This window comes from Prevotella sp. P5-50 (assembly GCF_002251295.1).
Classification (GTDB): Bacteria; Bacteroidota; Bacteroidia; order Bacteroidales; family Bacteroidaceae; genus Prevotella.
In genome coordinates, this window is the sequence record NZ_NPJA01000033.1 from 227,897 (window position 1) to 244,423 (window position 16,527).

Sequence of the window (16,527 nt, forward strand, 5' to 3'; positions counted from 1 at the left end):
CCGAACATTATACATTTTTATAGAGAATATTCTATGTTTCTTTACTATGTTCTTATTATTTCCGCCACACACAAACTGTTAATATATCATAATTCTTCGCATCATCATAGTACTTTGTATTGCAAGGTACTAATATTTTGCCTAACTTTGCATTCGAAATCATATAAACGCAATATAGTATGAACATAGAGAATGCGAAATCACAGATGCGAAAAGGTATGTTGGAGTACTGCGTACTGCTACTTCTGAAGCGCCGTCCATCGTACGCCAGCGATATTATTCAGCAACTGAAACAGGCAGAATTGCTTGTGGTGGAAGGGACGCTCTACCCTTTGCTGACTCGTTTGAAGAATGATAGACTCCTGCAATATCAATGGCAGGAATCGACCCAGGGACCTCCACGCAAATACTATGCTCTCAGTCCTGAGGGTGAAAAATTTCTCGAAGGCCTCGATCTCGCTTGGGCAGAACTCTCAGGCACTATCAATTATCTTAAAAACAATCACCCCAATCTTTTAGAAGCAAAATGAAAAAGAACATTACCATCAATCTTTGTGGGCGTCTCTTTCAGATAGATGAAGATGCCTACGAGCTGTTACAACACTACATAGAGTCGTTACGCCATTCTTTCGGTAAGTCGGAAGGTGGCGACGAGATTGTCGATGACATCGAAGCACGTATTGCAGAATTGTTTACTGAACTTCGCGAACAGGGCAACGAGGCTATCACTATCGACCACGTGAAAGCCATCATCAGCCGTATTGGCGAACCAGAACAGCTGACAGAGAACGAAGAAAGCGACAAAAGCGATAAAGCACACAAGTTTGATTCTTTCAACTCAGCTGCACAAGGTGTGTATGACAATGTACGCAAAAGAACTTCCGGAAAGAAGCTATTCCGCAACCCCAACGATAAAATGGTTGCTGGCGTCCTCTCTGGATTGGCTAAATATACCGACACCGACCCTGTCATCTGGCGGCTGCTGACGGTCTTATTCTCGGCTTTTTATGGCGTTGGTATTATTATTTACATCGTTTTGGCCATCATATTGCCTGAAGCAAGAACGCCTGAACAATTATTGCAGATGGAAGGAAAGGCTGTCACACCACAACATTTGGCAGACATTGTGGTAGATAAAGATCAGAGTACTACCCAGCAGCCGAATCTGTTTCGCAGTCTTTTCGCCATTATTTTAAAGATTCTGTTCGGATTCTTCGTGGGCATCGCCTCCATCGTAGCCATCATTCTGTTCTGCGGTTTTCTGTTTGCTTTAGTTGTCTTGGTATCGGCCCTGACATTCCCCGTCAACAGTTATATGCCATTCAATTTGCAAGCCATGGGACTGGCAGAACTGTATGAGACTAATCCGATGATACTCATCATTTTCGTATTCTCTCTGTTTATGATGTTGCTCATACCCATATATGCTATCGTCCACATGCTTCTCTCGCTATCGAAAAAGGTTCAGCCAATGGGCATAGCACAGCGCATCGCATGGATTTTGCTATGGATTGTTGCCCTCTGCAGTATAATACCCTGTAGCATTTCGATGGCGAAATTCCGCCATGAACAACGAACCAAAGAGTATTTCCATACCCATATCTATCAAGACGTACTGATGGACGATAACGATATGGACTTTATGCGCCATGGCGAATGGAATCTGATTAAGGCAGAAGACTGTGCCCACTATACTGCACATGGTGAGTATTTCGACGGTAATAAAAGTGTGAGATACCTTGACACCTATAATGATGAGTGTCGCGCAATATACCAAGTGGAACGCAAACAGGCAGTAGAGCCCGGCATCTACCGCCTCGACTGTATTGCTCGCGCCGAGGGCCCCGGTTCGTTTGTCTATGCCATTGGCGACAATAAGATGCTGGCAACCATTCCTGCCTATGGCAACAGAGGGGGTGAACTGGCTGCACAAATAAAGAAAGAGTTGAGCCACATGCTGGCAAGCGACTCTCTCAATGACGTGGGCATCGACGAAAGCACTAAAGAAGTTGATATTAAGGGCATGAAGTTTGTCTTGACAGATTTACATCAAGATAACAAAAAGAAGCTGAAACGTATCTGCAAAGGTTATGGTTGGTCTATCGTCAGCATAGACAACATCGTGGTAACTGGCGACTCTATTACCTATGGAGTTTCTACCGACGAGGGCTTCACGGGCCACCCCTATCGTGCTAAGTGGTTCTCTGCCACCGACTTCAAACTGACACGCACAGGCGATCTGCCTCATATGAAAAATGACAAGACACGCCATCCCCGTATAAAGAGGAACAAAAGGCGATAACCGTCTCATTATCCTAAGACTATTTGCATATATTATTTGTGCCAACTTCTATATTGTTGCCTTTAGTTTTCAAGAAAATTTCGACCACTCGACCACACTTATTGCCATCGTTTATCAACATGAAACTGCTAAGCAAATAATCCTTATCGATGCCTAAGCGGAGGGCATGATGATTATTACGCTTTTATCCAACGCAGGATAATACTTTTATCAAACGTTGGATAACACTTTTGTCAAACGTTGGATAACACCTTTATCAAACGTTGGATAATACTTTTATCAAACGTTGGATAATACCTTTGTCAAACGTTGAAAAGACCTTTTTCAAACGTTAGACAACATCCTTGCCAAACGTTAAACAATACTTTTGCCAAACGTTGACAATACTTTTGCCAAACATTTGGCAACAAGTGGCAAAACGTTATCTAAAAAATAGCACACTCTTTTATTTCTGAGTAACAATTGTTATTGTTGACGGACATATACAAACATCGCGGATACGCTTACCAATAAGTGTGGTCGAAGTGTGGTCGTAAATTCTGAATTACAGGAATCGACCACGCCTGTAAGAGAGTGATTGACAACGAGATGCAGACGCCTGTGGTCGAGTGGTCGAATATTTCATGAAAACTAAATTTCTGGAGCAATTATCACCCCACCCTTTCGCCTTACAAGCGTTTGGCATATATCTGTCGCCCATCACATAGTGGTCGCGATGCTCATGCTCTCGCGCAAGTCAACTATGATTTATACACCAATCTATCAATCATCAACTCAAATTTATCCACAACCTTTTTGATATTTTGGAAGTGTGAGCGTACAAAACGAATACGATAAATATGGCTCATCGGTCTGCATATAGTCAGGAAGAAAAGCAGCATAATGGGGCGCTTGAGAGTCTTGGCTGTTGCAAATAGTTGCTTTTCAACATCACGCATGGCTTGTTTTGCATCTTCAGGACATGCCACCTGATAAATCAGATGCTTGTCTTTCAACAAAGCTGGGAACACATAAAGCAACATTCCAGTTGGCCGAACCTGTTTCAAATTCATAACATGGTCAATGATAATCTGAAAACTGCGTAGTCGCTTTACAAGATTCGCCACCTTGTCTTGGGTAATAGAAGTGGTTACATGGCGATAATAATAAGTAACCTGGGGCAGTACCACCACGGTAGAAACCTCAGACAAAAGTTGATAAGTCCATGGATTGTCTTCATGGATAATGCCTTCTATGAAATACAGCTGATGAGACAAGATAAACTGGCGGTTGACGAGTTTGTTCCATGCCATGATGGGAATGCGATCAAACAATATTGCCTCCACACATGCTTGTCCACCAGTCAACACATAGGGACGAGAGGTATGATACCACAATGATTTCAGTCCTACGCCCCACAGATTGTTGGCTTGAACCACATCTGCCCCAGGACAAAGATCGAAGCCCGACACCAAAGTTGAAAGACAGTCGGCAGAGAGATAATCGTCGGAATCGACAAAAAGCAGATAATCGCCCGTTGCGGCATCAATACCCGTATTGCGTGCAGCAGACAATCCGCGGTTCACTTCGTGACGAAGTAAACGAAACTGAACAGCTCCCTGATAGTTATCCACAAAGCGCCGAACGATATCCATACTCCCATCGGGCGAACAGTCGTCAACGATGATACACTCGATATTAGCCTTTGCATCTGATTGGGCTACTACCGAAGCCAGACATTCTTCGATATATGCCTCTACTTTATAGACGGGTATGATAATGGATATGGTTAACATGTATTCCTTTATTCGTAGTTTTGGGTTGTAAGTTATTATCGGTCGAAGCACAGGTCTTGATAATATTTATCAGTATAAGCGCTACGACAAGGCAAAGTTAAGAAAAATAAATAAGAAAAGAGAATAATAGCCAAACTTTTTTCAAACACATCCCGAACACATCCCGAACACATCCCGAACACATCCCGAAGGCTGCAAATATTACAAAAGCAGCAGTTTCAGACCAATCAAATCTTCCATCCCGAAAGGTTCAGCAACTTATCATAGTCTCACCCCACTACCATTTCAACCGGTCAATCATCAGTTCCAATGCAAGCATTATGCGCTCCAATATATGATAATTTCTGCGAACGAAATGGAATGAATAGATGTGGTAGAACGGTTTGAAAATAGTCAGCGAGAACAGTAACAATAATGGGCGTCCGTGGCTAATGATATTCTTAAGCAACCGACTGCGCAGACAGCGGAAAGCTTGTAACTCTTCCTCAGAGCAACCATGCTGATCTATCATATTTTGTATCTCCAACAATCTGGAGAAGACATTGAACAACAGACATCCCCGAATATTGCGCTCCTGCTTGAGCATGGTTGTCAAAATAACATCCCAGCAATAAATTGTTTTGCCTATTTTCAATTGTCTTGTATGCATGATAGAATTAGCATTAGGGCGATAGTAATAGGTAACTTGTGGCAACACCAACACTTTTTGGGCTACATCCATCAGTTGATAACTCCAAAGATAGTCTTCAAAAATGATACCCTCAACAAAATAAATATGATTATTGATAAGCACATTCCGCCTTATCAGTCGGTTCCATGGGGTGACAGGAAAAATAAAATTTACCAAAGCGCCAAGTCGTTCTTTTTTAGATAACAATACTATAGGCTCTTGTCTCTTGCTATATACTTTCTTGTCTAAAAACAAACTATTACCCTGTACAACGTCTGCGTCAGGATTTGCCAACAACCCATCAACCAACGTTTTCAGACCATGTTCCATCAAATAGTCGTCGGAATCGATAAAAAACACATAATCGCCCGTTGCCGCTTCTACACCCGTATTGCGCGCAGCAGATATTCCGCGGTTCACTTCGTGACGAAGCATACGAAACTGAACAGCACCCTGATAGTTCTCCACAAAGCGCCGAACGATATCCATACTGCCATCGGGCGAACAATCATCAACGATGATGCACTCGATATTAGCCTTTGCATCTGATTGGGCTACTACCGAAGCCAGACATTCTTCGATGTAGGCCTCAACATTATAAACGGGTATGATGATGGATAGGTCAAGCATGTGTTTCTAATTTCGTAGTTTTGGGTTGGAAGTCATTATCGGTCAAAGCACAGGTCTTAATAGTATTTATTAGCATAAGCGCTACGACGAGGCAAAGTTAAGAAAAATAAATGAGAAAAGAAAACAATAGTCAACTATTTTCTATAAGCCTCAGTTAAATCTTATATGATTGTACATGAATATAACGATAGATCTAATCAGCATTATACTGTTTTTAGACCCTAAAAAACAATGGCTTTTCTTTATAAGAACAAAAAAAATAGTAGCAAATACATATATTCTTAGAAGAAAAACTTGCGATTATCATCAATATCCATTATCTTTGTGGAACAAAAACCTAAAAACAACACTCCAATGGCATGGTATTCGAAATATCTATCAATATACGGAAAGAACTTCAACGAAGTATCTAACGACATCATCAGCGAAACAAGAGAAAGGTTGGCTGCATTGCAAAGCGAGAAACCACTTGCTTCGATTGTGGTCATTGCCTATAACGAAGAACAACACCTACAGGCTTGTCTTTGGGCTCTTAGCGAGATAAAATGCAAGTATCCTGTAGAAATCATTGGCGTTGACAACGATTCGAAAGACCGTACTGCAGAAATTTTCGAGGCATCAGGCATACCATATTACACCGAATATCAGCATAGCTGTGGCTATGCACGCCGCTGCGGTCTGCAACACTCAAAAGGCAAATACTATTTCGATATAGATTCTGACACCATCTATCCACCACACTATTTTGACATCATGTTGGAGGAGCTATTAAAACCTGATGTATCCTGTGTCAGTTCGTTGTGGAGTTATTTTCCTGATGAAAACCATTCATGGATTGGTCTTAAACTCTTTGAGACATGTCGCGACCTCTTTTTATATATACAGCACTTCAAACGACCAGAGCTAAGCGTCCGCGGCCTTGTATTTGCCTATAATGCCGATTACGCTCGCCAAGAGGAATATCGTGTAGATATCATCAGAGGAGAAGACGGTTCGATGGCATTATGTCTGAAGAAATACGGCCGTATCGCCTTTATCTACAACCGCAAAGCACGTGCAATTACCGGCTATGGTACACTATCATCAGAATCGCTTTTTAAAAGTTTCATCAAGCGCATCAAGATTCAAACAAAAGGCATTACTCGCATTTTCTTCACAAAAGACCATTACGAAGATGCTGATGACAATTTGGTGAAATAGATACAAGCAACAACAATTGAATGATTGGATTATAATTGACCAGTACTTTCTCTTAGAACAGCAAAGCTTCCACTACATCACTTCTCGGTTGTGCCGAGAAGTGCCTTTACTAAACTGTTGATGAGTACTTGGTTCTTGCTGCTCATCTTGCGTGCAAAGAGATATTCGGAACTGAGCAATTCTGCTTCGTCACCATCCTGCCAAGTATAAGGTTCACCACATCGTTGCTGTTCGATGTTGGCACGTTTGAAATCGATAAAACGCATACAACTATGAACACCATCGTTCATATCAAAGATATTCTTCTTCAATTCGGGATTGGAGATAATCAACGAATGTTTATACATCTCATCGCCACACGATGTATGGGCAAAGCGTTTGTTGATAAAAGCCTCCTGGTCTATCAGATATTTCACGGCTTTCTCCGTCAGCGAAACCCAGTTGTGACCTGTACGGAAAGTCAGTTCGTTGCCTCGTGAAAAATGGATAATATCCTGCAATTTCAAGAGAATATGCCGGATAATCTGTGCGGGCACAACCTTCCAACGCGGTTCAAAGGGACAACGGAAGTTCCAACGCATCAAGACATAATATCTGCGGCGCTTGCGCTCAGTATCGGCTTTGATATAATCGGTACGGTCGAAGAAGCCGATAAACTCCTTGCCTTCGTGTTCATCGAAGAACCGATGGATGTAGTCTTGAGTCTTGATAGGCAGATCCACACCCGATAGTTTGTGGTAGTACTGATAGGGGCCATGCTGGAAAGCTGTCTTGAAAAGCTCCATCTCACTATGTATCTGGCTGACATCTCCCCATCTCACATCGTAGCGTTTGGGCGTATAGTAGAGCGTAGAATGTTTGGGCTGATACAGCTCTGGCATTTGCTTCACCTTCTTATCGATATGCAGATAAATATCGTTGCGATCATCGTCAAGCAACGAGAGCAACACATTGAGCAGGCTCCATTCATTATGAGCCATGATCAAATAGGCGTGTCTGTGGTTTGTCATTATCTGTTAGTTGTTGGTTTAATGATTATCATTTTGAACTATCGTTTCAAACAGTTTCGTCCATTGTGGCATAATATTGTCTGAGGTAAATCTTGCAGCATTCAATCTTGCTCGTACTCCCAACCGTTCGCGCAACTCTTTGTTGTTGATGAGCAGTTCCATCTTTTCAGCCAACTGTTGGATATTGCCATTCTCTACCAAAAAGCCATCTTCACCATCGCGAATAATATCACTCGGCCCATAAGGACAATCGAAAGAGACACAAGGTAAGCCACACGACATAGCTTCGACAAGCACGAGCCCCCACCCTTCATAGCGCGAACTCATCACATAGAAGGCGCTATTCTGATATTCTTTATAGATGTTGTCGGTCGTACCAGCGAAAGTCATAGACGATGTAAGACCAGCTTTCTCCAACTGCTGTTGTAACTTCTGTAGGTCTCCACCATGTCCATAGACGACAAGTTGCCAATCAGGATGTCTTGCGGCTATAAGTTGCCAAGACTGAATCAATAGGTCGAAGCCCTTCTGTTCGTGAAGTCTGCCTACGGCAATTATCCTTTTCGGTCTATCTGCAACATCGGTTATTTTTTCTGGATAATTAGTCACTACGTTATGAATAACCTCGATATTGTCATAGCCTTTCCAGCATGCCGCATCCTTATGAGTAAGAACAACAACCTTTTCACATCGTTTCAGCATCTTCAACAGATGCTGCGAAATCTTTCGGTCTAACCATGGAATATGAGTAAAAATGTACTGTAACAAGCGTCCATAATAGACATGCGACTCTACTACGTGCCGATAGGGCATGGATAAGATTTCGCGGAAAAGGAAAAGTGAATTAGTCGTGGATATGACCAGATTAGGCTGAATCTCGTCCAACAACTGTCGTAAGCGATGTTTAAACAATCGTGGCATAGTGAATTTGAAACGGATTCTCTTCAGCAATGGCATCGTGCCCGTTGTAAAAAACCTTGTGTTTAAATCGACATACCTGATTTTTTTAGACAAAGGATATGCGAAAGGATGGTTACCTTGTTCGTAAGTTACAAATACTATCTCATATCCTGCAACTTCTGCCAGCCAGTTCATCTTGTCACAGAAAATACGCTCTGTGCCACCTTTTGCTGCAAATGAACTGAATATATAGACTAACTTCATATCTGAAATTGTTTGTTCGTGCAAATATATAAAATATTTCTTTATATCCATATACATTTCGTGTTTTTTTAGTAATTTTGGCGGAAAAATCATTGGTATGGCAAAAAAGGTATGCTTTTTGGTTGATTCCATCTTCAGTATAGGAGGGGTGCAGCGCGTTACTGCAGTCATTGCCAAAGCGTTAAGCAACACCTATGAGGTGACTATTGTCACATTGGATGCTCCATCGGCTTACGATACAACCCTCTACGGACTGGATGAATGTCAGATCAACTTCCGTTTCTTCCAATACCCTCCTGTAGGAAAATGGAAGAACCTGATGTGTAAGGCATATAGCTACCTCTATCGGAAAGTGTTGCCACAAACACACTTCACCTCTGACCTCTATGCGCATAGTTCTTTTCCATCAGAACTTCGGAATGCTTTGGTTGCTGAATTAGACCGACAGTATGACGTCATCATTGGCGACCACGCACCATTGGCAGTCAGACTGGCAACATGCAAAAAACAGCTGAAAGGATCGAAATTGATGGGGTGGATACACAATTCATACGATGCACTCTATGGCAAAGGGTCATTATATATAGGTGAGGAGTTGCAACAACACTATGAATACCAACTGTCGAAACTACAACATACCATCGTTTTGTGTCATTGCGATGCCATCAAATATCATATCCCAACCGACGTGATCAATAATCCCCTAACCCTCAAACCGGGTCAGCCTTCTGACGGAACATCCAAGCGATTTCTTGCTATTGGACGTTTCTCGCCACTCCACAAGGGATTCGACATACTGATAGATGCCTTCTGTCTGTTTGCCCAACATAATAGCGAATGGCATCTGGATATAGTGGGTGAAGGTCAGGAAGGCGATCGCATCCAACGAATGATAGACAAATACAAGCTCAACGACAGAATCACTATCCATCCATTTACCAACAATATCCAAGCGTATTATTCACGTGCTCAAGTCTATATATTGAGTTCGCGGTGGGAAGGGTGGGGGCTCGTGCTTGTTGAAGCAATGTCACATGGCCTTCCTGTGGTTTCTTCCGATCTCCCCGTGTGTCAAGAGATTATGGGCGATTTCGGCATGTACTTCAGAAATGGAGATGTTGAAGATCTGTCGCGCAGAATGGGCGTTGCCACCATGATCAATTGGAAAGAGAAGTCTGCTGAAGCCATGGACATTGCCAAAAACTTCAGTACCGACAGTATTATCAAACAATGGAAAGCACTAATTGAAGAATGAAACACAGTAAGGGATTGGGAGAAATCATCCGTTTCGGCATTGTCGGAGTGATTGCCACCGGCATCCAATATGGCATATATTACTTGCTATTGGGGCAGCTCAACGAAACTGCTGCCAATACGGTGGGCTATCTGGTTAGCTTTGTCTGCAACTTCATCATGACAACCTACTTTACATTTCAGGTAAAACCCAATAGAAAGAAAGCAGGCGGCTTTGCCTTGAGTCATTTGGTCAACCTGATATTGCAAAACATATTCCTCAATTTATTCCTATGGCTGGGTGTTGCAAAAGAATGGGCGCCGTTGCCTATGTTTGCCATCTGCGTACCCATCAACTTCCTCTTGGTGCGGTTTTTCGTCAAACGTTAGTCAGAATCAGTCTTTCAACTGATGGGTTGGAAACACAGATTCAACCACTTTCTGCATCTGCACCTTCCACGACAGATGATCCACACTATGACGTATGACCATAGGATTCCATGATTGACTATCTACAAAGTCGATGATATCACAGATATTGATGGGCGATTCATCTGCTGGAGCCTTTAAGACATAAAACTGATGATCGAAATCTTCATCTTGTTCGCTATATATAAAAGGTATGCCGCGAGTGGCATACTCACGGTTCTTCAAGGTCTTGATACGAGTTATACCACTACGATGGCGTCCTAAAGAACCGATGGCAAACTGGCATTGGTTGAAGACATCATCCAATTCTGCACCAAACAAAGCTCCATGGAATATGACTTTATCCTTCAAACTATAATGGTCTATCAAAGTTTGAAAGCCTATCTGCTTGGAATTGCCTGTCATATACGTTTCATCCACTCCGCCCACAATATGGAAGATGACGTCACGCTTTACCTTGCTCGGCTGTTGGTAATAGACACCCAAACCAGCTATCAATCGGTCGAAGCCGTGCCAATAATGCACCTCTGCCACACCGATCAGGTGAAGGGGATTGGATAATTGCGGAAACGCAGGATGCAAAGGTGTGCTATCCATATCCACACCATTGCTAATGCGGATGGTTTGCTGACCAAATATCTCCTGTTCGTCAGAGAAAGTGACGATGGCTGACATGGTTTGCGCCAATTGTTGGCGGTATTGTTTATTGATAAAGACACCCAACCGCACATTCCATCCATAGTCGTGAGTATATTCCGAATCATAGGGATAGGTGGGGATTTCGGTAACTGCCACTATTCCCTTTGATCGCAATCTACGGAAGAAACGAATTAGGAAGGGATTGGCATTATGAAAGCTACGGGCATAGACGAACGCTATTCCCTCACGAAGACAGTAGTCATACACACAGCGATAGTCAACACGCTGACGCACAGCAGCCAAGCGTCCCTTGCCATAATCCTGTATAACCTGACCATCAATATATCGACAACGATGGCCTTCGGGAGAGAAAGCATAGTAGCAGAGGCGGACATCGTGTCCGTTTTCACGCAGTCCCTTCACTTGATAGTGAATCTTCTTGCTGATACCGCTATAGTCGGAAAATCCGTGGTAAACGAGGAAGAGTATCTTCATCCTTATAGTATTTATCTTTGCAAAAGTATAGATTATTTTCGAAAAATCACCATAAAATTTGCATTTTTACACTTTTAGTAGTACCTTTACCGCCATGAAAGACAAAGAAACGATGCGAGAACGGCTGAAAGCAAGTCCACGATTGAAACATCTGTTGGACTGTATCATCATGAACCAACGAGATGCACGCCCCCGATGGTACATCAGAATACTGGCGCCTCTCTATCAACATCGTGGTCGCAGTTCGAAGATATACAGTAGTGTGAGGATGGACACCCCACCCTACCGAAAGTTTTCGCTTGGCAAGAATAGTGTGATAGAATCGTTCTGCTGTATCAACAATGCTGTAGGCGACGTCAGTATTGGTAATCACACGCGCATCGGGCTTCATTGCACAGTAATCGGCCCTGTAGCAATCGGCAATCATGTCAATCTGGCACAAGGCATCACCGTAACTGCGCTCAACCATAATTTCGCAGACACCAATCTACGTATTGATGCGCAAGGTATCAGCACACAACCTATTATTATCGGCGATGACGTATGGATTGGCGCCAATGCCGTCATCCTCCCTGGTGTTTCCATCGGTTGCCATTCGGTTGTTGCAGCAGGTGCTGTGGTCAGCAAAGATGTGCCCGACCATTGCGTCGTGGCTGGTGTTCCAGCAAGAATTATCAAGAGACTGGACTAAATAATTTTTGAGAACAATTTCCCCATATAAGGACTGTGAGATGATGAGAATTGGTATTGAAGCGCAACGCATATTCCGCAAGAACAAACACGGCATGGATTTCGTGGTTCTTCAAGAGATTAAAGAACTGCAAAAGATGGATACCCCACATGAGTATTTTGTCTTTGTCAAACCTGGTGTTGATCGCTGTATAGAGAGTTCTGAACATGTTCACATCATCGAAGTCAATTGTCCGTCCTATCCGCTTTGGGAACAATGGGCTTTACCACGTGCCGCAAGAAAAGCAGGTGTAGATATTTTGCATTGCACAAGCAATACGGCACCTATCTGGTGCGACATTCCATTGGTGCTGACGCTGCACGACATCATCTTTCTGGAGCCACGCGACAAAAAGAATAAATCGCTCTATCAAAACCTGGGTTATTTCTACCGCCGATGGAATGTGCCTCGCATTCTGAAGAAATGTCGCCGCATCATTACGGTATCTGATTTTGAATTAGGCAATATCAAACAGAAACTTCAACTGCCCGACAGCCAGTTGAAGATGATTTATAACGGTTACAACGAGTGGTTTCGTCCTATAGAAAGTGACAAACAACAATACAGAAAATATATTGCCGATGCTGGCTATTTCTTCTTCCTTGGCAATACCGATCCGAAAAAGAATACGGAACGCACGCTTGTGGCTTATGCCAAATATCTGGAACTATCAGAAGTGAAACGTCCTTTGCTTATGGCTGATCTTGACCAAGAATATCTCAATGGCATCATCGAGCGCAACGGCATAGAGGCTATCCGTGACCACATCGTGATACCTGGATACATTATCAATAGCGATTTACCTTATATCTACAATAATGCCTTTGCATTTCTCTACACATCATTGCGTGAGAGTTTCGGCATTCCTTTGCTTGAAGCCATGGCTTGTGGCACACCTGTTATCACATCAAACAAATCTTCCATGCCTGAAATAGCTGGTCATGACGCCATTCTTATTAACCCTGAAAGTAGTGATGAGATTGCGTTGAAGATGTTGCAACTGGAACGTGATACAGACTTCTACCAACGACAGAAGGCTGTAGGACTGGAGAGAGCCAAACTCTTCTCATGGCGCAAGACGACAGAAAACCTGCTTCGTCTTTATGAAGAGGTGTATAAGGAAATAAAATAAGTATGTTTGATTGGTCGCTAATCAAATAGACTAAGCGAAAGATCTTGCTGTTGAGGTTTCTCATCTTCGGCTTCCTCGATGTTTTCATGCTCTTGAAATTCGAGCATGAGTTGTCGGGCATCTGCCGAACCTTTGGTATTGAGACGATAATAACCTCTGCGTTCTGTTCTCTCTATGAGCGACAAAGACGATCGTGAATTGCGTAAGAGATACTGTTGTACATAGGTGCGTATTTCCTCAAAGTCGGGAGATACAAAAAACGACACATTCATATTAAAGACGTGTCTTGCTATGGTTTGAACCGAAATGCCGCGCTCGCCAGCTTCAGTCAATATATGTAGAATCTGTTGGTCGTATGTCATTTGTTAGGAAAGAAAAGGCCGATAAGCGAAAAACTTACCGGCCTCTTCTATAGTTTCATATTGGATTATGCCAATGTGATTTTGTCTTCAGCCGAAACGAGCTTACCCTCTTTGAAGAGCCATCCCAGACCGAGGAGAGTTTCCTCTTCGCTGATTTTAGCAGCTTTGGCAATTTCCTTAACGGTCAGTGCCTTTTCTGCAGCAGCGAGTGCCTGATATACATCACCAGCCTTGAAGCCGATATTCTCTGCATTGACTACTACTTCAGCAACCTTCTTGGCTGCGGGTTTCTTTACGGTTGCCTTTTTAGGCTCAGCAACTTTAGCAGTTGCAGTTGCCTTCTTTGTTGTTTTTTTCTCTGTCATAGTTACGTTAAATAATACACTATTCAATATCTTTCCCTAACATTCCGTTGCAAATTTAGGTAAAATCTTATAATATATTAACGTATTAACATGAAATTTACACTTTTACCGCTTTATTCTTGACGTAGGTCAATAGACAGGTTAAGTTCTTCTAACTGTTTGGCATCAAGCTCACCCGGTGCGTCGAGCATCACATCGCGTCCGCTATTATTCTTTGGGAAAGCGATGCAGTCGCGGATGGAATCGAGTCCTGCCATAATGCTTACGAAGCGGTCGAGACCGAAGGCAAGTCCTGCATGAGGGGGTGCGCCATACTTGAAGGCATTGATGAGGAAGCCAAACTGTGCCATTGCCTTTTCGGGTGTGAAGCCCAAAATCTGGAACATTTTCTCCTGAAGTTTACCATCATGGATACGGAGTGAACCTCCACCGACTTCGATGCCGTTGCAGACAAAGTCGTAGGCCACCGCACGCACACGTTCTGGATGTTCATCAAGCAAGGGGATGTCGTCTGGATTAGGCAATGTGAATGGGTGGTGAGTTGCCATGAGGCGCTGTTCTTCATCGCTCCATTCAAAGAGTGGGAAATCGACAATCCACAGACACTCAAACTTGTTTTTATCGCGCAGTCCGAGGCGGTCGCCCATCTCCAAGCGTAGTGTACAGAGTTGTACGCGAGTCTTATTGGCATTGTCACCACTGAGGATGAGTACGAGGTCGCCATCTTTTGCACCTGTCTTTTCTTTGAGCTGTGCCCATACTTCAGGAGTATAGAACTTGTCTATGCTGCTCTTGACAGTACCGTCGGCATTGTATTTCACATAAACCAATCCCTTGGCGCCTACCTGTGGACGTTTCACAAATTCGGTCAGTTGGTCGAGTTGTTTGCGGGTATAGTCAGCGCAACCTGGCACAACAATACCGCCGATATATTCTGCCTCGTTGAATACTGAGAATGAACCAGTTCCTTTGAGCACATCCATCATTTCGACAAATTCCATGCCGAAGCGCAAATCGGGTTTATCGGAACCGAAACGACGCATAGCATCATGCCATGTCATACGTTGCATCTTAGGAATCTCTACGCCGCGAATTTCTTTAAAGAGATGGCGTGCGAGATCTTCGAATATCTGAAGTACGTCTTCCTGGTCGGCAAACGACATTTCGCAGTCTATCTGTGTGAACTCTGGCTGACGGTCAGCGCGCAAGTCTTCATCGCGGAAACACTTGGCAATCTGAAAATAGCGATCGAATCCACTCACCATCAAGAGCTGTTTCAAGGTCTGTGGACTCTGTGGCAAAGCATAGAACTGACCGGGATTCATACGGCTGGGCACCACGAAGTCACGTGCGCCTTCAGGAGTACTTCCAATAAGTATTGGAGTCTCAACCTCTATAAAGTTCTGATTGTCGAGGAAGTTACGAATCAAGATGGTCATACGGTGACGCAGTTCAAGATTCTTTCTCACAACAGCACGGCGCAGGTCGAGATATCTGTATTTCATGCGGATATCATCTCCACCGTCAGTATTATCTTCAATAGTGAATGGCGGTGTAAGGCTCTCGCTCAACACGTTGAGTTGTTTGGCAAGAATTTCAATATCGCCAGTAGGCATTTTAGCATTCTTCGATTGGCGCTCGCTGACTTTACCCGTCACCTGTATGCACCATTCGCGTCCCATGCGGTTGGCCTGTTCGCAGAGTGCGGCATCAGCCGACTCATCGAATACCAACTGTGTGATTCCGTAGCGGTCGCGCAGGTCAACGAATGTCATACCGCCCATCTTACGTGTTCTTTGTACCCATCCGGCAAGTGTCACTTCGCTGCCGGCATCAGTGAGTCTAAGCTCACCGCAAGTTTTTGTTCTGTACATTATCTTACGTTTTTTATTCTTTCTTTTAGTTTGCAAAGGTACGAATAAGTGAGCGAAATGCAAAAGGAAAACCCGTTTTTCTTTTCATTTCCGAACGAGAGTACCTAAGATGCGTAGCATCAAAGGTACGAATAAGTGAGCAGAATACAAAAAGAAAAAAGCAATTTTCTTTTTTTATTCTCGAACGCAAGTACCTTGGACTATAAGTCAAAGGTACGAATAAGTGAGCAGAATACAAAAAGAAAAAAGCAATTTACTTTTTTATTCTCGAACGCAAGTACCTAAGCGACTATGGCGCAGAGGTACGAATTTTTCTCTTTCAAACTACCTATTGGCTACTACAAAGGCCATTTATACCTTATTCTTTCGGGATGTGTTCGGGATGTGTTCGGGATGCAATCATCAGTACAAACAGATAGAATTTGATAGTTACTCACCTGAAAGACATCAGTTAAAAATACAAAAAAACTATCTGTTTTTTGCATATGTATCAAGAAAAAGCCATACTTTTGTATCG

At 43.1% G+C, this 16,527-nt stretch carries 15 protein-coding genes; 7 read left to right on the forward strand and 8 right to left on the reverse strand.

Annotated features, from left to right (window positions below):
• Window positions 1–179: 179 nt before the first annotated feature.
• Together CIK88_RS08105 and CIK88_RS08110 are read left to right on the forward strand one after the other, a co-directional pair.
• Entirely contained in the window at window positions 180–530 is a 351-nt protein-coding gene (locus CIK88_RS08105) for a PadR family transcriptional regulator (protein WP_094435719.1), read from the forward strand.
• Entirely contained in the window at window positions 527–2,302 is a 1,776-nt protein-coding gene (locus CIK88_RS08110; RefSeq protein ID WP_094435721.1) for a PspC domain-containing protein, read from the forward strand. The genes CIK88_RS08105 and CIK88_RS08110 overlap by 4 nt, the downstream gene beginning before the upstream one ends.
• A 740-nt stretch (window positions 2,303–3,042) precedes the next feature.
• Here the strand turns inward: CIK88_RS08110 and CIK88_RS08115 are convergent.
• On the reverse strand, window positions 3,043–4,077 hold the full coding sequence (locus CIK88_RS08115) for a glycosyltransferase (RefSeq protein ID WP_094435723.1): 1,035 nt from the start codon (window positions 4,075–4,077) through the stop codon (window positions 3,043–3,045).
• 277 nt (window positions 4,078–4,354) lie between these two features.
• On the reverse strand, window positions 4,355–5,377 hold the full coding sequence (locus CIK88_RS08120) for a glycosyltransferase (protein ID WP_094435725.1): 1,023 nt from the start codon (window positions 5,375–5,377) through the stop codon (window positions 4,355–4,357).
• Window positions 5,378–5,731: 354 nt separating this feature from the next.
• Here CIK88_RS08120 and CIK88_RS08125 point away from each other — a divergent pair, with 354 nt between their 5' ends.
• Window positions 5,732–6,577, forward strand: a complete 846-nt coding sequence (locus tag CIK88_RS08125) for a glycosyltransferase family A protein (RefSeq protein ID WP_094435727.1) — start codon at window positions 5,732–5,734, stop codon at window positions 6,575–6,577.
• A 77-nt stretch (window positions 6,578–6,654) separates the two neighbouring features.
• On the opposite strand, the gene CIK88_RS08130 is transcribed toward CIK88_RS08125, so the two are convergent.
• Both CIK88_RS08130 and CIK88_RS08135 read right to left on the reverse strand, forming a co-directional pair.
• Window positions 6,655–7,587 carry a beta-1,6-N-acetylglucosaminyltransferase gene (locus tag CIK88_RS08130; protein WP_094435729.1) on the reverse strand — a complete coding sequence of 311 codons (933 nt, stop codon included), beginning with the start codon at window positions 7,585–7,587 and terminating at the stop codon, window positions 6,655–6,657.
• A gap of 18 nt (window positions 7,588–7,605) precedes the next feature.
• A complete protein-coding gene (locus CIK88_RS08135; RefSeq protein WP_158214665.1) occupies window positions 7,606–8,751 on the reverse strand; it encodes a glycosyltransferase family 4 protein in 1,146 nt (381 codons plus the stop codon).
• A 97-nt stretch (window positions 8,752–8,848) separates the two neighbouring features.
• Here CIK88_RS08135 and CIK88_RS08140 point away from each other — a divergent pair, with 97 nt between their 5' ends.
• Together CIK88_RS08140 and CIK88_RS08145 are read left to right on the forward strand one after the other, a co-directional pair.
• Window positions 8,849–10,006: a glycosyltransferase gene (locus CIK88_RS08140; RefSeq protein ID WP_094435733.1), complete on the forward strand. Its 1,158-nt coding sequence runs from the start codon at window positions 8,849–8,851 to the stop codon at window positions 10,004–10,006.
• On the forward strand, window positions 10,003–10,374 hold the full coding sequence (locus tag CIK88_RS08145) for a GtrA family protein (protein WP_094435735.1): 372 nt from the start codon (window positions 10,003–10,005) through the stop codon (window positions 10,372–10,374). The genes CIK88_RS08140 and CIK88_RS08145 overlap by 4 nt, the downstream gene beginning before the upstream one ends.
• A gap of 6 nt (window positions 10,375–10,380) precedes the next feature.
• On the opposite strand, the gene CIK88_RS08150 is transcribed toward CIK88_RS08145, so the two are convergent.
• Complete coding sequence (locus tag CIK88_RS08150; RefSeq protein WP_094435737.1) at window positions 10,381–11,547, reverse strand: glycosyltransferase; 1,167 nt, start codon at window positions 11,545–11,547, stop codon at window positions 10,381–10,383.
• Window positions 11,548–11,641: 94 nt separating this feature from the next.
• Between CIK88_RS08150 and CIK88_RS08155 the strand changes: the two genes are divergently transcribed.
• Together CIK88_RS08155 and CIK88_RS08160 are read left to right on the forward strand one after the other, a co-directional pair.
• Entirely contained in the window at window positions 11,642–12,238 is a 597-nt protein-coding gene (locus CIK88_RS08155) for a DapH/DapD/GlmU-related protein (RefSeq protein WP_094435739.1), read from the forward strand.
• 43 nt (window positions 12,239–12,281) lie between these two features.
• Window positions 12,282–13,409: a glycosyltransferase family 1 protein gene (locus CIK88_RS08160; RefSeq protein ID WP_094435810.1), complete on the forward strand. Its 1,128-nt coding sequence runs from the start codon at window positions 12,282–12,284 to the stop codon at window positions 13,407–13,409.
• 17 nt (window positions 13,410–13,426) lie between these two features.
• On the opposite strand, the gene CIK88_RS08165 is transcribed toward CIK88_RS08160, so the two are convergent.
• The 3 genes from CIK88_RS08165 to aspS form a co-directional block, all read right to left on the reverse strand.
• Complete coding sequence (locus CIK88_RS08165) at window positions 13,427–13,771, reverse strand: hypothetical protein (RefSeq protein WP_094390673.1); 345 nt, start codon at window positions 13,769–13,771, stop codon at window positions 13,427–13,429.
• A 65-nt stretch (window positions 13,772–13,836) separates the two neighbouring features.
• Window positions 13,837–14,136 (reverse strand): winged helix-turn-helix domain-containing protein, encoded by a 300-nt coding sequence (locus CIK88_RS08170; protein ID WP_094390674.1) that lies wholly within the window; start codon window positions 14,134–14,136, stop codon window positions 13,837–13,839.
• 113 nt (window positions 14,137–14,249) lie between these two features.
• On the reverse strand, window positions 14,250–16,010 hold the full coding sequence (aspS, locus tag CIK88_RS08175) for an aspartate--tRNA ligase (protein ID WP_094390675.1): 1,761 nt from the start codon (window positions 16,008–16,010) through the stop codon (window positions 14,250–14,252).
• Window positions 16,011–16,527: the final 517 nt, after the last annotated feature.